The organism is Chitinophaga chungangae, assembly GCF_017742215.1.
Taxonomy (GTDB): domain Bacteria; phylum Bacteroidota; class Bacteroidia; order Chitinophagales; family Chitinophagaceae; genus Chitinophaga; species Chitinophaga chungangae.
Window position 1 is genome coordinate 991488 of record NZ_JAGHKP010000002.1, and the last position, 23150, is coordinate 1014637.

17 protein-coding genes are annotated in these 23150 nt (G+C 54.3%); 14 read left to right on the forward strand and 3 right to left on the reverse strand.

Annotation, left to right across the window (positions count from 1 at the left end):
* Positions 1 to 40: 40 nt before the first annotated feature.
* The 6 genes from J7I43_RS12345 to J7I43_RS12370 all read left to right on the forward strand — a co-directional run bounded on the left by J7I43_RS12345 (position 41) and on the right by J7I43_RS12370 (position 9382).
* A complete protein-coding gene (locus J7I43_RS12345; RefSeq protein WP_209145983.1) occupies positions 41 to 505 on the forward strand; it encodes a ribosome maturation factor RimP in 465 nt (154 codons plus the stop codon).
* A gap of 15 nt (positions 506 to 520) precedes the next feature.
* A complete protein-coding gene (gene nusA, locus J7I43_RS12350; RefSeq protein WP_209145984.1) occupies positions 521 to 1768 on the forward strand; it encodes a transcription termination factor NusA in 1248 nt (415 codons plus the stop codon).
* Positions 1769 to 1895: 127 nt separating this feature from the next.
* A complete protein-coding gene (gene infB / locus J7I43_RS12355) occupies positions 1896 to 5237 on the forward strand; it encodes a translation initiation factor IF-2 (RefSeq protein WP_209145985.1) in 3342 nt (1113 codons plus the stop codon).
* Between the two features lie 153 nt (positions 5238 to 5390).
* Positions 5391 to 6761, forward strand: coding sequence for a peptidylprolyl isomerase (locus J7I43_RS12360; RefSeq protein ID WP_209145986.1), 1371 nt, complete (start codon positions 5391 to 5393; stop codon positions 6759 to 6761).
* Between the two features lie 161 nt (positions 6762 to 6922).
* A complete protein-coding gene (locus J7I43_RS12365) occupies positions 6923 to 8770 on the forward strand; it encodes an amidophosphoribosyltransferase (RefSeq protein ID WP_209145987.1) in 1848 nt (615 codons plus the stop codon).
* 108 nt (positions 8771 to 8878) lie between these two features.
* Positions 8879 to 9382: a SixA phosphatase family protein gene (locus tag J7I43_RS12370; RefSeq protein WP_209145988.1), complete on the forward strand. Its 504-nt coding sequence runs from the start codon at positions 8879 to 8881 to the stop codon at positions 9380 to 9382.
* Between the two features lie 29 nt (positions 9383 to 9411).
* Here the strand turns inward: J7I43_RS12370 and J7I43_RS12375 are convergent, their stop codons facing one another.
* From J7I43_RS12375 to J7I43_RS12385, 3 genes are read right to left on the reverse strand one after another with little or no spacing between them, the layout of a single operon-like run.
* Complete coding sequence (locus J7I43_RS12375; protein WP_209145989.1) at positions 9412 to 9798, reverse strand: acyl-CoA thioesterase; 387 nt, start codon at positions 9796 to 9798, stop codon at positions 9412 to 9414.
* Between the two features lie 10 nt (positions 9799 to 9808).
* The gene (locus J7I43_RS12380) at positions 9809 to 10708 is read right to left on the reverse strand and encodes an SAM hydrolase/SAM-dependent halogenase family protein (RefSeq protein WP_209145990.1); all 900 of its coding nucleotides are present in this window, start codon (positions 10706 to 10708) and stop codon (positions 9809 to 9811) included.
* Between the two features lie 21 nt (positions 10709 to 10729).
* The gene (locus J7I43_RS12385; protein WP_209145991.1) at positions 10730 to 11278 is read right to left on the reverse strand and encodes an RNA polymerase sigma factor; all 549 of its coding nucleotides are present in this window, start codon (positions 11276 to 11278) and stop codon (positions 10730 to 10732) included.
* A 94-nt stretch (positions 11279 to 11372) separates the two neighbouring features.
* On the opposite strand from J7I43_RS12385, the gene J7I43_RS12390 reads away from it, so the two are divergent.
* From J7I43_RS12390 to J7I43_RS12425, 8 genes are all read left to right on the forward strand, one after another.
* A complete protein-coding gene (locus J7I43_RS12390; RefSeq protein ID WP_209145992.1) occupies positions 11373 to 12386 on the forward strand; it encodes a FecR family protein in 1014 nt (337 codons plus the stop codon).
* Between the two features lie 37 nt (positions 12387 to 12423).
* Positions 12424 to 15894 (forward strand): SusC/RagA family TonB-linked outer membrane protein, encoded by a 3471-nt coding sequence (locus J7I43_RS12395; RefSeq protein WP_209145993.1) that lies wholly within the window; start codon positions 12424 to 12426, stop codon positions 15892 to 15894.
* Positions 15895 to 15928: 34 nt separating this feature from the next.
* Positions 15929 to 17512 (forward strand): SusD/RagB family nutrient-binding outer membrane lipoprotein, encoded by a 1584-nt coding sequence (locus J7I43_RS12400; RefSeq protein WP_209145994.1) that lies wholly within the window; start codon positions 15929 to 15931, stop codon positions 17510 to 17512.
* 26 nt (positions 17513 to 17538) lie between these two features.
* Positions 17539 to 18867: a glycosyl hydrolase family 18 protein gene (locus J7I43_RS12405; protein WP_209145995.1), complete on the forward strand. Its 1329-nt coding sequence runs from the start codon at positions 17539 to 17541 to the stop codon at positions 18865 to 18867.
* 87 nt (positions 18868 to 18954) lie between these two features.
* Complete coding sequence (locus tag J7I43_RS12410; protein ID WP_209145996.1) at positions 18955 to 19455, forward strand: RNA polymerase sigma factor; 501 nt, start codon at positions 18955 to 18957, stop codon at positions 19453 to 19455.
* Positions 19456 to 19481: 26 nt separating this feature from the next.
* Entirely contained in the window at positions 19482 to 19919 is a 438-nt protein-coding gene (locus J7I43_RS12415) for a hypothetical protein (protein ID WP_209145997.1), read from the forward strand.
* A gap of 113 nt (positions 19920 to 20032) precedes the next feature.
* Entirely contained in the window at positions 20033 to 21439 is a 1407-nt protein-coding gene (gene aspA, locus J7I43_RS12420; protein ID WP_209145998.1) for an aspartate ammonia-lyase, read from the forward strand.
* 349 nt (positions 21440 to 21788) lie between these two features.
* Positions 21789 to 23129: an anaerobic C4-dicarboxylate transporter family protein gene (locus J7I43_RS12425; RefSeq protein ID WP_209145999.1), complete on the forward strand. Its 1341-nt coding sequence runs from the start codon at positions 21789 to 21791 to the stop codon at positions 23127 to 23129.
* Positions 23130 to 23150: the final 21 nt, after the last annotated feature.

The window sequence follows — 23150 nt, forward strand, 5'->3', positions numbered from 1 at the left end:
AAATGAAGGGGACGCGATCGGTCCCCTTCTTCTATTTCATATGGCAAACGAACAAGTGATAGCGCGCATCACGGACATGCTGGAAGCGCTGCTGGCGGATAAACCGGAGTATTTTATTGTAGAGATCAGGATAAAGCCCACCAATAATGTGAAAGTTTTTGTGGATGCTGACAATGGTGCCTCGATAGACAAACTTGTGTCCCTGAACCGCCAACTCTATCCCCAGCTGGAAGCTGCCGGGTTGTTCCCGGACAATGATTTTTCCCTGGAAGTATCTTCCCCGGGGTTGGACGAACCGCTGAAAAATCCTCGTCAATTCACGAAAAACGTTGGCCGCAAGGTGGAAGTAACCCTGCTGGACGGCTCCGTGAAGGAAGGCAAGCTGCTCGCCGCCACGGATGCGGACCTGACGCTGGAAGAAACCATCGGCAAGAAAAAAGAGGTCATCGTAACAAACATCAATTTATCTGAAATAAAGCACACAAAGGTGTGTATCGTGTTTTAAAAACTATAACAGAACATGGCTAGTATTAACCTGATTGAGTCATTCACCGAATTTAAGGAGGCGGAAAACATTGACCGCCCCACGCTGATGAAGGTGTTGGAAGATGTGTTCAAGACGCTGCTGCGTAAGAAATATGGCTCAGATGAGAACTTTGACGTGATTGTAAATACCGAAAAAGGTGACCTGGAGATCCTCCGCCGCCGCACCATCGTGGAAGACGGCACCGTGGAGGACGATAACGCCCAGATCGCCTATTCTGAAGCTATATTGGTGGAGCCTGACTACCAGGTGGGTGAAGACCTGTACGAGGAAGTGGAGATCATGGACTTCGGCCGCCGCGCCATTCTCGCAGCCAAACAGACCCTTACCGCGCGTATCGGCGACCTGAAGAAAAACATCCTGGTGAAAAAATACGGCGACCGTGTAGGCGAGATCGTAACCGGGGAAGTATACCAGGTCTGGAAAAAGGAAGTTTTATTATTGGATGATGAAGGGAATGAACTAATATTGCCTAAATCTGAACAAATTCCGACTGATTACTTCAAAAAAGGTGAAAACGTCAGGGCCGTGGTAAAGAAAGTGGAGCTGAAGAACAATTCCCCGCTGATCATCCTTTCCAGAACACATCCCTCCTTCCTGGCCAAACTCCTCGAAATAGAGGTGCCGGAGATCTTCGACGGGCTGATCGTGATCAAAAAGATCGTACGTGAGCCGGGCGAAAGAGCCAAAGTGGCCGTGGAATCCTATGACGACCGGATCGACCCCGTAGGCGCCTGCGTGGGCATGAAAGGTAGCCGCATTCACGGCATCGTTCGCGAGCTCCGGAACGAAAACATCGATATTATCAACTATACCGCCAACATTCAGCTGTTGATCCAGCGCGCGCTTACGCCCGCAAGGATCAGCCGGATGGACGTGGATAACGACAATAAATACGCCTCCGTTTACCTGAAACCCGACCAGGTTTCCCTGGCCATCGGTAAAAAAGGCGTAAACATTAAACTGGCCTGCGAACTGACCGGGTACGAAATAGACGTATTCCGCGACGAAGAGCAGGAACAGACCGAGTTCGACATCGACCTGGAAGAATTTGCAGACGAGATCGAACCCTGGGTGATCGACGAACTGAAACGCATCGGTTGCGATACCGCCCGCAGTGTGCTTGACCTGACTCCGGAAGAACTTGTACGCCGTTCCGACCTCGAAGAGGAAACCGTACATGAGGTGAGAAGGATCTTGCAGGAAGAATTTGAAAAAGAATAAGCCGGCCGCTACACCTTCCCATGGGGTAGGCTTTTTTGATTGCAGAGATATTTTGAGTTATTGTTAAATGTTAAAAGAATTACTCCGCCGGTTGGTGGGGATTAAACGGGAAGGACGAGAATACGATATGCCTGAAGTAACAAACAACACACCGCGATTGCTGGCTGCGGCCAAGGAATTCAATATTGGAAAGGACACGCTCATCGAGTTCCTGGCCAATAAGGGCTTCGATATGGACGGTTTCGGGTCTCCCAACGCCAAACTCACGGCCCAGATGTACAATTCCCTCCAGCAAGAATTCCAGCAGGATAAGGCGAACAAGCGCAAAAGCGACCAGATCGCCCTGCCCAAAGGAACGGTGTTAGACGCAGCGAAAAAGAAGGAGAAGGAAGAAGCGGAACTGGCGGCAAAGAAAAAGGAAGAAGCGGAAGCTGCAACCAAAAAGAAAGAAGAGGCCCCGGCCAAACCCGAGCCTCAACCTGAACCGGAAGCTCCCAAACCCGCTCCCAAGCCGGAAGTGAAAGCGGAAAAACCCGAACCCAAACCGGAACCGCAGCCGGAAACCAAACCCGCAGCCGAAGCGCAGCCCGAGCCGAAGCCCGCCCCCAAAGCGGAACCCACGCCCGAGCCTGCAGCCAAAGCGCCGGAAACGCCCGCTCCTGCCCCCGAGGCGGAAGCGCCAAAAGCAGAATCCCCCCGCGTGGCCGGCCCCAAAATTATGGGCACCATCGACCTCGACGCGCTGAACGCCGCCAACCGCGGTAAAAAACCAGCCGCTAAAAAAGAGGACGAAAAACCTGCCCCGGCCCCCCAGGAAGCCGCGCCCGCGCCCGAAAAAGCGCCCGCAGCTCCCAAAGCCGAAGCGAAGGAAGAGCCGAAAAAAGAGGAACCGGCAACGGTAAAAGCCGAAGCGCCCGCCGCCCCCAAAGCGGAGGAAAAAGCCGCCGAAGCCAAACCCGCCCCCGAAAAAGCGCCCGCCGCCAAAGAGCCTAAAGCTCCCGAAGCTGAAAAGCCCGCAGCAAAAGCCGAAGAGCCCGCACAGGCCGCGGCTGCCGCAACCCCGGACGCAGCGGAAGCAGACGAAGCCGTGATCGAAAACATCCAGGCTACCAAACTTACCGGCCCCAAAGTGATCGGTAAGATCGATCTGCCCGTTTCGCAGGAACGCAGGGACAACAAAAATTTCAACAAAGACGAAAAACGTAAGCGCAAGCGCATCGTTATAGAAAAGAAACCCGAGCCCATCAAACCCGGCGAATTCGCCAAAGAAGGCCAGGCCCCTGCCAGCAGGGATAATCGCGGCCCCGGCGGCCCGGGCGGGCACCAGGGCGGTAACCGTGGCCCCGGCGGCGGTCACCAGGGCGGCAACCGCGGCCCCGGTGGTCACCAGGGCGGCAATCGCGGTCCGGGCGGTCACCAGGGCGGCAATCGCCCCGGCGGTCACCAGGGCAACCGCGGCCCCGGCGGCGCACCAGGCGGTCCGAGCCGGCCGCACCAGCGCAGGGACCAGCGTCCCGGCCAGGGCGGATACGGTCAGGGCGCACCCCGCAGGGCAGACGACAAAGAGATCGACAAAAACGAGATACAGAACAAGATCAAGGAAACCATGGCCAAACTGGGAGGCAACTCCCGCGGAGGCAAAAGCACCAAAGCCAGCCGCCGCCGCGACAAACGGCACGAAGCGGCCGAACGCGAAGCACAGAGCGGCGCAGACGGCAACAAGCTGCAGGTGACGGAATTCGTTTCCGTGAGCGAGCTCGCCAACCTTATGGACGTGAGCTTTGCGGAAGTGATCTCGAAATGTATGGGCCTCGGCATCATGGTATCCATCAACCAGCGCCTCGACGCGGAAGTGATCGAGCTGGTGGCCGGCGAATTTGGCTATGAAGTTGAATTTATCGGTATAGACGACGCCACCGAAGACGATGAGGAAGAAATCGTGGACGATCCGGAAGACCTGGAGCCCCGCGCCCCCATCGTTACCATCATGGGTCACGTAGACCATGGTAAAACCTCCCTGCTCGACTACATCCGCAGCGCGAACGTAGTGGCCGGCGAGGCAGGCGGCATCACCCAGCACATCGGCGCTTACCAGGTAACTACCTCCAGCGGCAAAAAACTGACCTTCCTCGATACCCCCGGTCACGAAGCGTTTACCGCGATGCGTGCCCGTGGCGCGAAAGTGGCGGACATTGCCGTGATCGTGGTAGCGGCGGACGATGCGATCATGCCCCAGACGCGTGAGGCCATCAGCCACTCGCAGGCAGCGGGCCTTCCCATGGTATTTGCCATTAACAAGATCGATAAAGAAGGCGCCAATCCCGAAAAGATCAAAGAACAGCTGGCCGGCATGAACCTCCTCGTAGAAGATTGGGGCGGTAAGTACCAAAGCCAGGAGATCTCGGCGAAAAGCGGCCTGAACATAGACGTGCTCCTTGAAAAGATCCTGCTGGAAGCAGAATTGCTGGAACTGAAAGCCAACCCGGACAGGGAAGCCACCGGTACCGTAATTGAAGCAACCCTGGATAAAGGCCGCGGTTACGTGACCACCGTGCTGGTGCAGAACGGCACGCTCGAACAGGGCGACACCATCGTATCCGGCGCGCACTTCGGTAAGATCAAAGCCATGTTCAACGAACGCGGCCAAAGGGTCGAAAAAGCCGGTCCTTCCGCGCCTGTACAGCTGCTCGGCCTCAACGGCGCGCCGCAGGCAGGTGAGAAGTTCAGGATGTACGAAGACGAATCCGAAGCCAAAGACCTCGCCAACCGCAGGGCGCAGATCGTTCGCGAACAGGGTATCCGTACGAAGAAACACATTACCCTCGACGAGATCGGCCGCCGTCTTGCACTCGGCAACTTCAAGCAGCTGAACCTCATCATCAAGGGCGACGTGGACGGTTCCGTGGAAGCATTGAGCGATTCGCTGCAAAAACTCTCCACCGAAGAGATCGTGGTAAGCGTGGTGCTGAAAGGCGTAGGCCAGATCACCGAATCGGACGTACTGCTCGCTACCGCATCAGATGCATTGATCATCGGCTTCCAGGTACGCCCGTCTATGAACGCGTCGCGCCTGGCGGAGAAAGAAAATATCGAGATCAGGACCTACTCCATCATCTACGACGCCATCGACGAACTGAAAAGCGCGATGGAAGGCATGCTGGAACCCAAGATCGAGAAGAAAGTTACCGCCAACGTGGAGATCCGCGAAACTTACAAGTTCGACAAGGCTACCGTGGCAGGCTGTTACGTGCTGGATGGCAAACTCTTCCGCAATTCGCGCATAAACCTGGTTCGCGACGGTATCGTAGTGCACACCGGCGAACTGCAGAGCCTCAAACGCTATAAAGATGACGTGAAAGAAGTCGTATCCGGTATGGAATGCGGCCTTTCCATCAAAAACTATAGCGATCTGAAGGTAGGAGACATCGTGGAAGGTTTCGAAGAAGTGGAAGTTAAACGAACACTCTAAAATACGGTTGCGCAGGGCCTTTTCGGCCCCCGCGCAAACCCGAAATTTTTGTTAAATAGATTAGCCGTCTTTGTGCGGCTAATTTTTTATTGGTTACTTTGATATTACAGTAGCGATACCATGAAAAAATTTCTTATATCCTCTTTTGGCGTAATGCTCCTTTTGCAAGGCGCATTTGCACAGCAAAAGAAAATGGTGGCGGATAAGATCGTGTCCAAAGTAGGGGAAAAAATCGTTCTCCAGTCGGATATCGAATCAGCTTTGGTAGACATGCAGCAGCAGGCCCTCGAAGGCATGCCCCTGCCGGCTAACGCCAGCTGCCAGGCCATCGAGCAGATCATTGCGCAGAAGATCCTGGTGCTCCAGGCCGAGCGGGACAGCTTGCCCATCAGCGAAGCCGATGTGGACGGCCGTATCGAAAGCCAGATCCGCTGGGCCGAACAACGGTACGGCAGCCGCGAAAAAATGACCGAGATCACCGGTTACACCATCTACCAGCTCCGCGAACGTTTCCGCGACGCCATCCGCGAAAGCATGCTGGCGAAAGCCATGCGCGACAAGATCGTGAACGCCGTGAAAGTAACGCCCACCGAAGTAAAGAACCATTTCGAAAGAACACCGAAAGACAGCCTTCCCTTCTACGAATCGGAACTGGAGATCGGTCAGCTCGTAATACTTCCCAAAGCGAGCTACGAAATGGACAAATACGCCATCGACCGGCTGAACGACTTTAAAACCAAAGTGGAAAACAAGGAAGGCGAATTTTCCACCTACGCCAGCCTGTACTCCGAAGACCCCGCGGTGAGGGAGAACGGCGGCACATACATACTGAACCGTAACGACAAGAACTGGGACCCCGCTTTCATGCAGGCGGCATTCCGCCTGAAAGAAGGCGCTATTTCCAGCCCGGTGAAATCGCAGTTCGGCTACCACCTTATCAAAATGATCAAAAGGGCGGGCGACAACGTGACCGTGCAGCACATTCTCATCAAACCGAACGTGCTCACCGCAGATATCAACAACGCCATCAACAAGCTGGATACCATCCGCGCCAATATCATCTCCCGTAAAATGTCTTTCGGAGAAGCCGTCACCAAATACAGCGACGAGCCGATGGCCAAATTCAACGGCGGTATGCTGCAAAACCCGAACACGGGCAGCACCTACATCACCATCGACCAGCTGAACGATCCGTCTACCAAAGACATCGTGATGCTGCTGGACAGTCTGAAGCCGGGCGGCGTAACCAAACCGCTGATCTTCGACGACGAGCAGGGCCGCAAAGCCGTGCGCCTCGTATACCTGAAAACCCGCACCGAGCCTCACCGCGAGAACCTGAAAGACGATTACTCCCGCATCCAGCAGAGAACGCTCCAGGAAAAACAGGTGACCGCGCTCAACAAATGGCTGCAGGACAAGATCCCGACCTTTTACGTACACGTAGAACCGGAATACAGGCAGTGCGAGAACATTGCGAAGTGGACGGCGAACTCGCCGGTGTCTACAACGGCTTCCACCAAATAAGCGCAAAACATTTGAAAAATATCCGCATCCCGGGCCAAAACAGGCCCGGGATGTTTATTTTCAGGCAGTTCTTTGCCTAAATCCTATCACTGTTAGCAGAATGCTAAAGGCGCGGGTGGTTTGGAAATTTAAGCGTAACTTTGCGACTTCAATTTTACAGCATGAGTGACGCGATTAAGCATGAATGCGGCCTGGCATTCATAAGATTAAGAAAACCATTCTCTTATTATCAACAGCAATACGGAACGGTTTTCTACGGCCTCAACAAACTCTACCTCCTCATGGAAAAGCAGCACAACCGTGGGCAGGACGGCGCAGGGGTAGCCACTGTAAAATTGCACACCGAACCAGGCGTTCCCTTCATGCACCGCATACGCAGCAGCCAGCCGCAACCTATCGGCGACGTATTCGGCAAGATCCGCGACGAAATAGCAGAAATAGAAAAATACCAGCCGGAGATCACCAAGTACCCCGGCCTCATGAAAGGCCACGTGCGGTTCCTGGGCGAACTGCTGATGGGCCACCTCCGTTACGCCACCCAGGGCAAAAACAACGTGGAGCTGTGCCACCCGTTCGTGCGCTACAACACCATTCCCGCCCGCAACCTTACTATGGCGGGGAACTTCAACCTGGTGAACGTAGACGAGCTTTTTAACTTCGTAAAAGTTTCGCCCGGCGAAACCCATAAAAACAGCGACCTCGCCGCAATGCTCGAAGTCGTGTCTCACTTCCTCAACAAAGAAGACGAGGAGCGCCGCAACGGCCTCGACGTAAAAGCCATCCTGCAGCAGGCATTTGGCATGTTCGACGGCGGTTACCACGTATGCGGCCTCATCGGGTCCGGCGATTCCTTTGTGATCCGCGACCCGCATGGTATTCGTCCTTCGTATTATTACATCAACGACGACGTGATCGTGGCCGCTTCCGAAAGGGCCGCCATACGCACCACTTTCAACGTGGGCGAGAACGAAGTGATGGAACTGATGCCCGGCACCGCGCTGATCGTAAAGGAAAACGGGGAATACAGCATCGAACAGATCATTCCCGCCAAAGAACGCCGCGCCTGCAGTTTCGAACGTATCTATTTCTCCCGCGGCAACGACGAGAAAATTTACAAAGAACGCTCCGCCCTCGGCTACCATCTTTCTGAAACCGTACTCAAAGCGATCGACAACGATCTCCGCAATACCATCTTCTCCTTCATCCCAAACACCGCCGAAGTAGCGTTCTACGGCCTTATCAAAGGGCTGGAAGATTACCTGAACCGCATCAAGGTGGAAAGGATCATGAGCTGGGGCAAAGATTTCGATGAAGAGAAGCTCAACGAAATGGTGAACCGCCGCGTACGCATCGACAAGATCGCCATTAAAGACGTGAAGATGCGCACCTTCATCACCGAAGATTCCAGCCGCAACGAAATGGTGCAGCACGTGTACGACATCACCTACGGCACCGTAAAACCCGGCACCGATACGCTGGTGGTGATAGACGATTCCATCGTTCGCGGCACTACCCTGCGCGAAAGCATCATCAAAATGCTGGACCGCCTGGGCCCGAAACGCATCATCGTAATGAGCTCCGCTCCCCAGATACGTTACCCGGACTGCTATGGCATAGACATGAGCAAGATGGGCGAATTCGTCGCTTTCCAGGCCGCCATCGCGCTGCTGCGCGAACAGGGCAAGGAATACATCCTGCAGGAAGCGTACGGGCTGTGCAAGGAGCTGGAAAGGACCAATACCCTCCACGCGCAGAACGTGGTGAAGAACGTCTACAAACCCTTCACCCCCGAAGAGATCTCCGCGAAGATCGCCGAGATCATTACGCCCGCGGGCATCAACGCCCAGGTGGAAGTGATCTACCAGAACATCGAAAGCCTGCACGCCAGCTGCCCGAACAACCTGGGCGACTGGTATTTCACCGGCAATTATCCCACTCCGGGCGGTAACCGCGTGGTGAACAAGGCGTTCATGAACTATATGGAAGGCAAAAACGAGCGCGGGTATTAATCTCCCAAAGCAGTGTTAATTTTCTTTTAATTCGGGGTTGTTTTTTCACCTCCGGGGAAAAAGGCGTATTTTAGGATAGTGTTTGTACTCAATTGTTTACCAATGTGTATGAAAACATTATTATTGATCCGACACGCCAAGTCCAGTTGGAATGATCCTGAAATGGATGATTTCGACCGCCCGCTTAACAAACGCGGAAAACAGAACGCCCCGGAAATGGCCACCAGGCTGCTCTCCCGGGGAGTTGTGCCCGAACTGATCATCTCCAGCCCGGCAAAACGCGCCCGCACCACGGCCCGCATCATGGCGAAAGAATGGAAATACCCCAAAGAGGCCATTTTGCTGGAAGACGAGCTGTATCTCTGTTATGCCTCCACTTTCCTGAAGGTGATCACCAAAATCGACGACGATTTTAACAACGTCGCCATTTTTGCGCACAACCCCGGCATTACCGATTTCGCGAATTATCTTACAGAGGAGATCCGGATAGACAATGTGCCCACAACGGGCATTTTTGGTATTGAGGCGGATACGGAACATTGGGAAGAGTTCGACCGCGCCAAAAAACGCTTCCTTTTCTTCGATTACCCCAAAAGCGAAGGCCTCGTATAATCACACTAAAGTGCTGACAAGGTTTGCCGTTACGCCTCCAGCGGCACCGGCCGTTTGTATTCGTCGATCGCCACAAAAGTGAAGGTGCCGCTGATCGCTTTATACCTTTCCATCGAATACATTTCCTCCACGAAAATTTCCACTAGCACTTTCAAACTGGTGTTTCCCGTTTCCACCACCCGGGCGATCAGCTCCACGATCGTGCCTGCCGGAATGGCTTTTTTAAAATCGATCTTGTCCGACGAAACGGTTACCATCCGTTTGCGCGCGTAACGCGTAGCGGCGATAAAAGCGACTTCATCCATCAACTGCATGGCGGTGCCGCCGAAAAGGGTGTCGTAATGGTTGGTGGTATTAGGAAACACGGCTTTGAAGATGCGGGTTTCCGATTGCTGTATTTTTTCTGCTTTGTTCATCTGTAAGGATTTATGGCGCTTTCGTCACTTCCACCGTCCATTCCGGGCCGCTGGCGAGGTTGTACGTTTCGGCCAGGTTGCCGTAATTGATGGCGAAAGAAAGGTTCATCAGGCTGTTCTGATAAGCCAGCAGCGCGCCTTCCGGCACGGAAGCGAATGTGGCCGCAAAAGGCAATGTGCCGGTGAACATCAATATCCCGCCTTTGAATATTTTCACGCTCAGCCTGTCTCCGAATTTCAGCCCCAGCGGTTGTAATGTTTTTTCACTGATGTTCGTCCATACATTGCCGTATTGCACGTCGAGAATGGGAATGTTGCCGTAAACGGTGTTGTTTTTAAAAACCGCTTCCTGGTAACTGATCCGCACCACGGAATCGGGCAGGCGTGTGCCAACGGAATCGAAGGGAATAACACCCGCGGCCAATCGCGCGCCGGTGTAAGCGTACACATCACGCCCGTGAAAAGTGTAGGAAGCGGAAGAGCCCGGCAGCCGGTTGCGGGTTTCGTCGATCTCGCGCATGGCTTCAATGCCCATGCTTTCCGCAACGAGCGTGAGCGTTCCGTTGTCTGGCGTCACGAAATAATGCCCGCTTTTGGTTTGCAGCACCACCGATTTGCGCTCGGAGCCCACACCGGGGTCTATCACCGACACAAAAACGGTCCCCTTCGGCCAGTAAGCCGCGGTTTGCTGCAGCCGGTAAGCGGCTTCCCAGATATTAAAAGGGGGAATTTCGTGGGTGAGGTCGTAGATCTTCAGCTGGGGCGATACGCCCACGGCCACGCCTTTCATCGCGGAAACGGCGCCGTCTTTCAGGCCAAAGTCCGTTTGCAGCACCAGCACGTTGGATTGGGAAAAGGCGGTCCCTTTCAGCAAAAGAAAAAGGACGCACAGGAGGTTAAACGGTTTCATGCCGATGAAATTAACGGAAAATCAGTTCATTTCCTTGCGCAGCACCTGCAGGGCATTGTGGAGGGTATTGTAAATGGTGCGCTCGGTGAGCCCGGTCACTTCGGCGATCTCTTTAAACCCGCGCCCCTCGAAATAACGCAGCTGCACCAGCTGCAGCTGCCGGCCGGAAAGCTGCGTCAATGCCGACCGCAGGCGGGCTTTGATGCCTTCGTCTGTTTGCGTTTCGATCAGCATTTCTTCGTAAGACGACTGGGTGAGCTCCATATGCGCCGCCTCGTCGAACGGCACTTCTTTGGGTTGATTCGTTGATTTATAAAGCAGGCGTTTGAAGATCGTGATCACGTATTGCTGGATGTTCTGCACCCCGGCCAGCCGCTCCCTGATCTTCCAGAGTTCCAGGAACAGTTCGTTGATGCAGCCCTGCACAAGGTCTACATCGCGATAGAGGGACAAGCCCAGGCGGAAAAGGTCGTCGTAAAACAGGTCAAAACATTCATACAGGCCCTGACGGTCTCCCCCGGCGAGCAATTGCCAGTTCTTTTCTATTTTTTCTTGGCGATGCGGGCTCATCTTGGCGATGAAAACGGTTCTTTTGGTTGATCTGAAGTAAAATAAATTATTTTTTGCATTTCATTGGTAAAAAGGAAAGCTTTCCCGCACTTGTATGTATCAACCAGATCAGGACATGCAATATTCGCATCAGACCGCAGAAGAACTGCTGCTCGACACATCATTTATCCATTATTGTAAAGGCGCGCCTGCAGCGGATGTACAATATTGGCAGGAGTTGCTGGAGAAGCTTCCCGGCCAGCGGCCCGAGGCAGACCGTGCCCGAGAATTATTCCGCCTTATGCAAGGATACCCGCCCGTTTCGTTGAAAGCCGCCGCGCTGGAGCGTTTGAAAGAAAGCCTCGACGCGCAGGAAGTAACCCGTTCCATCGCCCCGCGCGTGCGCAGGCTGCCCTACCGCTGGATAGCCGCCGCCGGCGTCGCCATTATTGCGGCTTCCGCGTTCCTGCTTTTCGAGGATACCGAAAAACACATCACCCATTACAATACCCTCGCGCAAACGGGCACGCAGGACCGCAAGACTTTCAGCCTGCCCGACGGTTCGCAGGTATTGCTGGGCACCGCCAGCACCTTGCAGCTCAGCGACGCTTTCGGGAAAAAAGACCGTAACGTATACCTCGACGGCGAAGCGTTTTTTGCCGTAAAATCCAATACCAACCTGCCTTTCACCGTGGTAACCCGGAAAGCCGCCACCACCGTGCTGGGCACTGAATTCAAAGTACGCTGTTACGGGGAAGATGCGCAGGTAATGCTTTCCTCCGGCAAAGTGCGCGTGGAAGCCGACGCGGCCGCCATGGAGCTGCAGCCCGGGGAAGAAGCCGTGGTGGAAAACGGCGCGCCGCTGAAAAAGAATGTTTTCAAAAAAGAGGATATGCAGAACTGGATCAGCCGGAAAGTGGAATTCGCCAATGCGGACATGGACCAGATCACCGCTATTTTAAAGGAATATTACGGCGTAAACGTGAGGTTGGAAAAACGCCCTGCCGGCAAAGTCATGTTTACCGGCATATTTCATGATCAGCAACTGAACGTAGTACTGGACGCAATTAGCTTTACCAACAACTTTACTTACCGCCTGGATCACAATGAGGTGGTGATCCGTTTTTAGACAGGACGCAATTTTCAAGATCCTAAATCCTTTATACATGAAGAGAACTATACCACGTTCATGTATGATGCCGGCATTGCTATGGCTATGCCTCACCATCAGTACAGCAACCAGCGCACAACAGAAAGTTTATTCGTTTAACTGGGAAAACACAGCGCTGTCCAGCGTTTTCAGGCAGATAGAACAGGCCGCCAACGTTCGTTTTTCTTACAACCCCTCCGGTATTAAAGAAGATATGCCCGTCCGGCTGAAGATCGACAGTCAGCGGCTGGATGCGGTGGTCGAGCGGCTTTGCAAAGCCATCAACTCCAATTACAGGATCACGGACAACATCGTGATGCTGCGCCCTTCAAACGAACCGCCGGCCGCGGCCGATTACCGCCTGCACGGAAAAGTTCTGAACGAAAAAAATGAACCGCTGCCCGGCGTTACCGTGCATAACCAGCGGCTCAGGAAAGCGGTGCATACTTTGGCAGACGGTGTTTTCAGCATCGACGCGGCGCCGGGCGATCATATCGAGTTTTCCATGATCGGGTTCGAGCGGCAGGTGAATGCAGCAGGCGCCGAGGGGTCAACGATGGTGGTGACCATGAAAGAAAAAGTGACCGACCTGGGAACCGTAGTGGTAACGGCCCTCGGCATCAAACGCGAAGCCCGCGCGCTCGGTTATGCGCATGCGGAAGTGAATGGAGACGATATGAAACGCGCCCGCGAAACCAATGTGATCAATTCCCTCGCCGGCAAAGTGCCCGGCCTCATCATCAACAGCACGGCCGGCGGGCCCGCGGGCTCCAGCCGCGTGATCATCCGCGGCAACACGCAGATCTCCGGCAACAACCAGCCGCTGTACGTGGTAGACGGCGTGCCTATCGACAATTCCAACTACGGCCAGGTGAGCGGCGATAAATATTCCAGCGGCTTCGATTTCGGCGACGCGATCTCCGCCATCAACCCGGACGATATCGAAACGATCAGCGTGCTGAAAGGCCCTTCCGCTTCCGCCCTTTACGGCAGCCGCGCGGGCCACGGCGTGATACTCATCACCACCAAAAAAGGCACGCTGAAAAAAGCCCTCGGCATCGAGTTCAACAGCACCGCCACCATGGAAAAACAGCTGACCCGTTTCGACGATTATCAATATCAATACGGTCAGGGTACGGGCGGAACGATCCCGCGGGACCGAGACCAGGCGCGCACCACCATGTTCAGCAATTTCGGCGCAAGGCTCGATCCCACGCTGATGGTAGCCAGCTTCGACGGCAAACAGCGCCCCTACGGCCTCGTGCAGAACAACATCGAAAATTTCTTCCGCACCGGCTCCACTTTCACCAACACGATCTCCCTCACCAGCGCAACAGACAACACCGCCTTCCGCCTTTCCCTGTCTGACCTGAAAAATAACGACATCGTGCCCACCAGCGAAATGCGCCGCAACACCGCCAATTTCTCCAGCAATTCCAAATTCGGCAAACGCCTTACGCTCGACGCAAAAGTGATGTACATGCGCGAGGAAGTGAACAACCGCCCCGCGCTGGCAGACGATGCGGGCAATATCGGCAATGCGTTCGTAGGCCTTGCGAATAACATCGACCAGAGCATTTTTTCCACCGGTTATAAAAACGATAACGGCGATTATGTGGACTGGGGCGGCGGAGAATACCGTCTGAACCCCTACTGGGTGATCAACGAAATGCGCAACTCCACGAAGAAAGACAGGATCATGGGCAACATCGTGACCAATTACCAGTTCGCCGACTGGATCGGTTTACAGGGGCGTTTTTCAACAGACATCACTTATTTTAAATACCGGAAATACAGTCCGCCCAGCACGCCCGGCTCCATCACCGGCCGTTACGAAGGCATCGACCAGAAGTTCCATACCACGGAGGCGGATCTGCTGCTTACTTTGCAGAAACAATTTACGCCCAACTGGTACGGCGCGGCGCGTTTGGGCAGCAGTCTCTCGCAATATTCTCGCCCAGGCGTGAACCTGATGGGCACGGACATGCAGCTGGAAGAAATTTCCATCAACAGCTTCAACGACCGTGTAGCGACGGAAACCGAATCCCGCAAAAGGATCAATTCCTTTTACGGACTGTTCAGCGGCGCATATAAAAACTGGGCGTACCTGGACGTGACCGTTCGCCGCGACGCATCTTCCACGTTACCCACAACAGATAATACCTACCTCTATTCTTCCTTCTCCGGCAGCTTCATTTTTACCGACGCGTTCAAAATAAAAAACAAAGTGCTGACGTACGGCAAGCTGCGCGCGTCTGTAGCGGAAGTGGGCAACGACACCGATCCGCATATGCTGAACCTGAACTATGCGCTGCTGCAGCAGAAAATAAACGGCGATGCCGCAGGCGGCATCAGCACCACCGTGCTGCCGCCCGATTCGCTGCGGCCCACGCGTACCCGGTCTTACGAAGTAGGCACCGAACTGAAGTTCTTCAGCGGCAACATCGGCCTGGACGTAACGGCGTACACGCAGGATTCGCGGGACCAGATCAACTATGTGCCCATCCCCACTTCGTCCGGCTACCGCACCAGGCTGGTGAATGCGGGAGTGATACAGAACAAGGGCATCGAGATCGCATTGTCTGCAACGCCCGTACGCACGGAAAATTTCCGGTGGGACATCAGTGTGAACGCCGCGCGCAACAAAAATACCGTGAAGAGCCTTGCCACGGGCATTCCCTTCCTGACGCTCTCCGATGCGCGCTGGCTGGGCGTTTCAGTGGTAGCGCAACCGGAGGCCCCGTACGGCGCCATACTCGGGTACGATTACCAGAGAGATCCGTCGGGCAACGTCATTCTCGATTCCATCACCCTTACGCCTATGCCCACAGACGAACGCAAGGTAATGGGCAAAGGCACCTGGGACTGGACGGGCGGTTTAACCACCACGCTGTCTTACAAAAACTTTACGTTCAACGCCATTCTGGACATGAAACAGGGCGCCGATCTTTTCTCGATGACCAATCTTTTCGCGGTGCTGAGGGGCAGTCATGAAATTACGCTGGAAGGCCGGCAGGAGTGGATACATTCCGAAGAAGAAAGGATGGCCGCGAACAAAACCCCGGTGGAATGGAAAGAGGCGGGCAATGTGAGAGGATATGTGCCGCAGGGCGTTGTGCGGAACGGGGTAGACAATGCGGGCAAGCCGGTGTACGTGAAAAACACGCAGGCGATGGACCCGGGGCAATACTGGTCGTTGTTTTATGCGGACGCAAAAGGCATCACCTCGCCGTTCCTCTACGATGCGTCCTACATCAAAGTGCGGGAGCTGGCGCTGATGTACAGTTTGCCGCAGGCGATGCTGAAAAAAGCGGGGATAGGCGCGGTAACCGTTTCGGTAGTGAGCCGCAACCCGTTCATCCTGCATAAGAATGTACCGAACGTAGACCCGGATTCCAACTACAACAACGGGAACGGTCAGGGCCTCGAATACGGCTCGCTGCCATCGCGCAGGAGCTGGGGGCTGAACCTCAACGTGAGACTTTAAACCGAGCCGTATGAACCACAAAAAAAGAACCCGTATGAAAAGTTATTATAATTTCCTGGTATGCCTGGGCCTGATGATGGTGGGCTGCAACGACTTCGGGGATATGAACACCAATCCCACGCAAAGCACCACTATGGACCCTGCCCTTCAACTGGTACAGGTACAGGCCCGTTTTTCCGGCGACCTTGAATCCAATGAAAGGGTGAGCACTTTCATGTGCATGCCCATGGTTCAACAGCTGGGCGGCGCCTGGGCCTGCCAGTATGGCGGCTTTTACGTAAAGCAGCAGCAATATATGAGCATCCTCTGGGAACTGAACTACACCAACGACGTGCTGAACCTGGTAGACGCCGTGAACCGCGCCAAAGACGATCCCAAGAAACCCAATCTTTACAACATCCTTCGCATCATGAAGGTGTACCTCTTCGCGCGCCTCACCGACCTGTACGGCGACATTCCCTACAGCGAAGCTTCCGCGGGATATACGCAAAAGATCGTGCGCCCGAAATACGACCGGCAGGAAGATATCTACAACGACTTCTTCAAAGAACTGACCGAAGCATCCATTGCATTGGACGCTTCGCGGGATAATGTGGCCAACGACCAGTTTTACAAAGGCGACATCGGCAAATGGAAAAAATTCGCCAACAGCCTGCATCTTCGTCTTGCCATGCGCCTTGTGAAACGCGACGCGGCCAAAGCAAAAACCGAGGCTGAGAAGGCTTTTGCACGCGGGGTTTTCGAAGGCAACGAAGACATCTGCAAAATGACGCACGCCAACATCCTCAACAATTACGCGGACGTTCGCGGCAACGGTCTTTCCGCTTCCATTTCACAAGGTGAGGTAGTGCCTTACCGCTTCAACCAGGTATTTATCGACGCGCTGCGCAATACCAACGATCCGCGACTGAATTACATCGCCAAATATTACATCGACAAACCGTACGCGTTTATGGAGCGGACAGACATCACCAACGAAGTGAAAGCCGTAGTGGGATATACCGCCTGCAAAAACGGCGATTTTGTGTGGGACGACTGGAAAAACACTTTCACTATCCAGGTGCCGGGCCTTGGCGCTTACGATGTGGGCAACAACACGCAGAAGCTGCAGCTGGCCAATTTCCTCATCGCCAACGACGCGCCTTTCCTTCACCTCACTTATGCCGAAACAGAGCTGCTGCTGGCCGAAGCATGTTTCCGCTGGAGCCTCAACCTCAACGGCGATTTTATGGCGCATTACAACAGGGGCATAGAAGCCGCCATGAAACAGCTCGCCATTTACAGCGGCGGCCCGCAGATCGGCGATACCGAGATCAACAAATACAAAACAGACAATGTGATAGCACCGGGGCAGGAACTGGCCATGATCAACCACCAGCTGTGGGTGGCGCTTTTCATGAACGGCCCCGAAGCTTATGCCAACTGGCGCCGCAGCGGTTTCCCGGTGCTTACGCCGGGTTATAAGCCGGGTTATTCCAGCATCAACAGCATCCCGCGCAGGTTCGAATACCCGCTCTCCGAAAAAGAACAGAACGCCGACAATTATAACAAGGCGGTGCAGGCCATGGACGGGAAAACAGACGACTGGACGGGCCGCGTATGGTGGGATAAGCAATAGCATTTCAATCACTAACAATCAAGGTCATGCACAAAAAACTAAATATACTGCTGGTTAGCATCCTCGCCCTCGCGGCTTGCGGGAAAGAACGCATCAAAGACCCCGAGTTCGGCCCCGGAGATTACCCGCGCATCTTCGATATACAGAACGCATTTATTTCGCCCGTGCGCATCCTCGACGAAGGGCAAACGGCGGACTTCAAAGGGCTGGTGTATTCCCCGGGCGGCAAAGTGAATATTTCCTGGAAAGTGGACGGGGAAGAAAAGTCCAAAGACACGGTTTTTTCTTTTACGCCCACGGCGGGCGGCGAATACACGGTTTCGCTGGAAGTGGAAATGAACGGCCTGAAAAGCGGGCGCAGCTCCAAAGTGCTGGTTAAGCCGGCGACCTATACGCCAAAACCGTATACGAAAGTGATCATGTCTTACCTCACCGCGGAGGGCACCGCGCTGAATGTGAACTGGGAGCAGTCCACCCACGTAACGTTCCTAGCCGGCCGCGTAGCGTCAGACGGTACGGTGGACCTTTCGGCCGGGCAGACCAACCAGCGTATGGACGAACTGGTGGCGCGCGGGCACATTGCAGGGAGGGCCGTGCTGCTGGGCCTTGCGGGCAGGCTTTCGCCGGTGGACGGATGGGCTTTATATGAAGCGAACGATTTTGGCGAGGCGATCCGCACGCCGGCAACACGCGCCGCGCTGGTAACCGCCGTTGCAAATTATGTGACCGCCCGCAAGCTGGACGGTGTAGATGTGATGATGAGCGACATTAATTCCGGCGCTTACGCGCAGAACGTGGCGGCCATCGCGCCGTTTATCTCCGAGCTGAAAGCCTCGCTGCCGGCGGGCTCCATCGTAACCGTAACCGTCGGCGCGGGATGGCAGCATTGGGATTATCCGAGCCTTGCCGCCGCCACCTGGGTGAATGTGCGCGCGTTTGAAGACGGGCTGCATGTAGGCCCGGGCGCGCCGAGAGGCCAGGCGTCTTCCTACGATTATATGCTTGCAGCGGCGAAGATCTGGGTAGATTTTCACCTGCCCGCGGACAAACTGGTGATCGGTATTCCCGCGTTCGGGCTGCGGTACAACGCGGTAGACGGGAACGGCAACAATCTCGACTGGGGCTCGTACGATTATGTGCCATACAGAACGATCCTCGGCTTCGATGCGCAAGCCGCCACGAAAGAACAGGTGAACCATGCGCAGGGCGTGTATTACAACGGTCAGCCATTGGTGAAAAAGAAAGGCGACTTCCTGAAAACGTCTGCTTACAAAGGGGCGTACCTCTGGGCCGCGGATTACGACAGCCAGGATGATAAGGCCTTACTCAAAGAATTACATAACTCATTGAAATAGTACATTTTTGGTTAATTGAGCAAAGGGTCGGCCGCGAGGCCGGCCTTTTGATTTTTTCAGTAACTTTAAATACACCAAAGCAGGTTTTTGTTGCAACCCGAGCAGGTCCCTACCGAAGAAATACTTCTCGCACAATTGCGCGAGGGCAATATCGTGGCGAAACAATGGTTATACGACCGTTATGCCGCCCCGCTTTACGGTCACCTCATTCAACTGACCGGCGCGAAACCGATTGCAGATGACTTGCTTGTGATCACTTTCGAAAGAATTTTTAAAAATATCCATGAATATGAACAAAGCCGCGGAATATCCTTATTTTCGTGGTTAATAAAAATGGCGCGGGAAACGGCAATTAAAACGCCCTCCGACGCCGGATTAACTGGTAATGACATCACTCACAGCAGAAGTGGAGCCCTGCACTTTATGAATGCCCTCAGCGAACAATGTAAACGGGTGTTTGTTTTGTGTTATTATAAGGGATTTTCAAGAATAGAGACGGCGAAACAATTAGACATGACAGACGAGCAGGTGCTTAATTACCTGAAAGAAGCCCTGACCGCGCTCAGAAGATTTTCAAGACGCAGTTGAAAGTTGAAGAATACATAGAAAACGGTATGGTGGAAAGCTACGTGCTTGGCCTGGCTACTCCCGAGGAAAGGGAGGAGATGGAAAGACTTTTGCCCCAATACCCGGAACTGCAAACAGAATTACTAATCGTCGAAAATACCTTTCATAAACTCTGGCTCGAAGATGCGTACCCGCCGCCCATTGAGCTGCGCCAGCGCACCCTCCGACCCTACGACTGGGCGGATACCAACGCCGGCCCCGAGAAAAAACCGAACTACACTTTCATCAACATCGCGCCCAACCAGTCCGACTTTATCACCGTGCATAAAGTCTGGAAATGGATCTTTCTTGCGGCGTTCCTTTTATTCAAACTCTGCCTTTTCCTCGCGTTCTTCTTTTATTTCAAATACCGGCAGGCGGAAGACCGCCAGCAGGACCGGGAAAAAGTAAGACAGGAATACCAGAATCAGAATATCCCCCGCTGACCTTCTCCGGCACGTGTGTTCTCTCACGTGTAAGTCGTTCATTCCCAATTCTCCAAACAAATCCTTGTTTTCCAATGTTGTAATGAAAGTTACAAACCATTTAATATTTAGCTATGGCACAACGTCGCGAACACGACTTCCTGGGAGAGCGCGAGATCCCGAAAGATGTTTATTATGGTATCCAGACCCTCCGGGCGATCGAGAATTTCCACATCACCGGCATCCCGCTGAAAGTAGAGCCGCTTTTCGTGCAGGCCCTCGGTTTCGTGAAAAAAGCCGCCGCCCTGGCCAATTCCGAGCTGGGCGTATTCGACAAAAACATCGCGTCGGAGATCGTGAAAGCAGCGGACCGTGTGATTGCCGGCGAATTCAACGACCAGTTCATTACCGACCTCATCCAGGGCGGGGCGGGCACTTCGGTGAACATGAACGCGAACGAAGTGATCGCCAACGTGGCGCTGGAAATGATGGGAAAACAAAAAGGCGAATACGAATTTTGTCATCCCAACAATCACGTCAACTGCTCGCAATCCACCAACGACGCGTATCCCACGGCTTTCCGCATTGCGCTGATCAATAAGCTGAACGATTATAAAACCAGTCTTGATAAACTGGCCCAGTCTTTCGAAAACAAAGGCGAGGAATTTAAACAGGTGCTCAAAATGGGCCGCACGCAATTGCAGGACGCGGTGCCCATGAGCATGGGCGATGAATTCAAAGCGTTCGCCACTAATCTCCGCGAGGAGCTGTCGCGCATTGAAGACAGCAAAAGCCTCATTTCCGAGATCAACATGGGCGCCACGGCCATTGGCACCGGCGTGAACGCGCCGAAGGAATATCCCGAGCTGGTGACCAAATATCTCCGCGAAGTGACCGGCCTCGATCTCAAGCTGGCGTCTGACCTCATCGAAGCGACCTACGACGCGGGGGCTTACGTGCAGCTGTCTGGCGTGCTGAAACGAACCGCCGTGAAAGTTTCCAAGATCTGCAACGATCTGCGGCTGTTATCGTCCGGCCCACGGTGCGGGCTAAACGAGATCAATCTCCCGCCCATGCAGCCCGGCTCGTCCATCATGCCCGGCAAGGTAAACCCGGTGATCCCCGAAGTGGTGAACCAGACCGCGTTTTACGTGATCGGCGCCGACCTTACGCTTACCCTGGCCGCGGAAGCCGGTCAGCTGCAGCTGAACGTGATGGAGCCGGTTATTTCGTTTTCCCTCTTCACTTCCATTACATATATGACCAACGCCTGCAATACGCTCCGCGAAAAATGCGTGGACGGTATTACGGCGAATGCGGACCATACGCAGCAGATGGTGATGCAAAGCATTGGCATCGTGACCCAGCTGAATCCCATCATCGGCTATGAAAAATCGGCCGCCATTGCGCGCGAGGCGCTGGAAACCGGCAAATCGGTGCACGACATCGCGGTGAAGGAAAAGAAACTGGTGACCCAGGAAAAATGGGACGAGATATTTACGTTCGAGAATATGATCCGCCCCAAATTCATCAACAGTTAATTTCACGAAACATACCCGGGAAACAGAATTTGATATCAGCGGGGTGAATACTTTGCTGAAAGTCGATATCTTGTACGGTTATTCGAACAGGAATCCTATACTGGTAGACGCGAAAGATAAAGCGCAGGCATCGTGGTAATGCGCTCGTCGCGCACGGGAAGCGGCCGGGTAACGCTGCACGCGGAAACGGACGGCAAGGCGCCGGGTAGCATAGTGAGCGAGGACCTGAACCGGCGAAAGCCCGTAACCAGCTGATGCCGGCGTTGCTTACAACAAAAGGCCCGAAGAAGGTCCGGGAAATGTTTTTCGAATACCAAAATGAGTTCCACATCTAAACATAAACGAAAACATGATCTGGCTTCAATTTGCAGTTCTTTTAGTGGCTATCCTCATTGGCGCGCGCATGAAAGGCATCGGCCTGGGCGTAATGGGCATGGCGGCGCTGGCCGTATACCTTTTTGTATTCCGCATGCGGCCCGCGGAGCCGCCGATAGACGTAATGCTCATTATTCTCGCCGTGGTGTCTACCGCCGCTACCATGCAGGCCGCGGGCGGTATGGATTACCTCGTGCGCGTGGCGGAAAAGATCCTTCGTTCCAAACCCTCCATGATCACGCTGATGGGCCCGCTGGTGACGTTTTGTTTCACCGTGTTCGCCGGCACTGCACATATCACTTATTCGCTGCTGCCCATTATCGCGGAAGTAGCCACAAAAAAACGCATCAGGCCGGAAAGACCGCTGAGCATTTCCGTGATCGCAGCGCACCTGGGCATTACGGCCAGCCCCATTTCGGCCGCCACCGCCGCCATGATCACCATTTTGCCGGGCGCGCTGGAGCCAGTGCAAATTTTAAAAGTATGTATCCCTGCCTGTCTCGTAGGTATTTTGTGCGGGGTGATCGTGGTATGGAAAAAAGGGAAAGACCTGGAAAAAGATCCCGTGTTCCTCGAAAAAATGAAAGACCCTGAATTTGCCGCCGAGCTGGACGCGGAAACCAAAACGGACGAAAAACCGCTGAAGCCCGGCGCCAAAACTTCCGTGATCATATTCGCCATTGCCGTGCTGGCGATCGTACTGGCGGGCGCCTTCAAAGGCATGTTGCCCACGTTTGAGCCCGGCGCGGCCAATCTTTCCGTGAATGCGAACGGCACCATCAAAATGGCCGCGGTGATAGAGCTGGTGATGCTGGCGGCCGCCGCGCTGATGCTGCTTTTCACCCGCACGCCCACCACCGAGGTGGCCAAAGCCAGCCTGTTCACCGCGGGCGGGCAGGCGGTAGTGTCTATCTTCGGCGTGGTGTGGATGAGCGCCACTTTTATGGCCGCGCACGAAACCACTATCGAACATGCATTGGGCGATATGGTCACCGCCGCGCCCTGGACGTTTGCCATCGCATTGTTCGTGCTGAGCATGCTGCTGTTCAGCCAGGCGGCCACCACCAAGGCTTTGATGCCGCTGGGCGTGCTGCTGGGCATTGCACCGCATAACCTGGTAGCTATGTTCCCCGCCACCAACGGCGATTTCGTGCTGCCCGGCTACCCCACGCTGCTGGCGGCCATCAACTTCGACCGTACCGGCAGCACACACATCGGGAAATATCTTGTGAACCATAGTTTTATGATACCCGGGCTGGTGGCCGTGAGCGCATCGGTAGCGGCGGGGTTCCTGTTTGCCGGCTTATTCTGGTAGCAATACGTTAACGATCGCCCC

Bases quoted from the DNA above. Each gene is read 5' to 3' on its own strand.
- J7I43_RS12345 (WP_209145983.1), top strand. From the start codon at position 41: ATGGCAAACGAACAAGTGATAGCGCGCATCACGGACATGCTGGAAGCG.
- nusA (WP_209145984.1), top strand. From the start codon at position 521: ATGGCTAGTATTAACCTGATTGAGTCATTCACCGAATTTAAGGAGGCG.
- infB (WP_209145985.1), top strand. From the start codon at position 1,896: ATGCCTGAAGTAACAAACAACACACCGCGATTGCTGGCTGCGGCCAAG.
- J7I43_RS12360 (WP_209145986.1), top strand. From the start codon at position 5,391: ATGCTCCTTTTGCAAGGCGCATTTGCACAGCAAAAGAAAATGGTGGCG.
- J7I43_RS12365 (WP_209145987.1), top strand. From the start codon at position 6,923: ATGAGTGACGCGATTAAGCATGAATGCGGCCTGGCATTCATAAGATTA.
- J7I43_RS12370 (WP_209145988.1), top strand. From the start codon at position 8,879: ATGAAAACATTATTATTGATCCGACACGCCAAGTCCAGTTGGAATGAT.
- J7I43_RS12375 (WP_209145989.1), bottom strand. From the start codon at position 9,798: ATGAACAAAGCAGAAAAAATACAGCAATCGGAAACCCGCATCTTCAAA.
- J7I43_RS12380 (WP_209145990.1), bottom strand. From the start codon at position 10,708: ATGAAACCGTTTAACCTCCTGTGCGTCCTTTTTCTTTTGCTGAAAGGG.
- J7I43_RS12385 (WP_209145991.1), bottom strand. From the start codon at position 11,278: ATGAGCCCGCATCGCCAAGAAAAAATAGAAAAGAACTGGCAATTGCTC.
- J7I43_RS12390 (WP_209145992.1), top strand. From the start codon at position 11,373: ATGTATCAACCAGATCAGGACATGCAATATTCGCATCAGACCGCAGAA.
- J7I43_RS12395 (WP_209145993.1), top strand. From the start codon at position 12,424: ATGAAGAGAACTATACCACGTTCATGTATGATGCCGGCATTGCTATGG.
- J7I43_RS12400 (WP_209145994.1), top strand. From the start codon at position 15,929: ATGAAAAGTTATTATAATTTCCTGGTATGCCTGGGCCTGATGATGGTG.
- J7I43_RS12405 (WP_209145995.1), top strand. From the start codon at position 17,539: ATGCACAAAAAACTAAATATACTGCTGGTTAGCATCCTCGCCCTCGCG.
- J7I43_RS12415 (WP_209145997.1), top strand. From the start codon at position 19,482: ATGGTGGAAAGCTACGTGCTTGGCCTGGCTACTCCCGAGGAAAGGGAG.
- aspA (WP_209145998.1), top strand. From the start codon at position 20,033: ATGGCACAACGTCGCGAACACGACTTCCTGGGAGAGCGCGAGATCCCG.
- J7I43_RS12425 (WP_209145999.1), top strand. From the start codon at position 21,789: ATGATCTGGCTTCAATTTGCAGTTCTTTTAGTGGCTATCCTCATTGGC.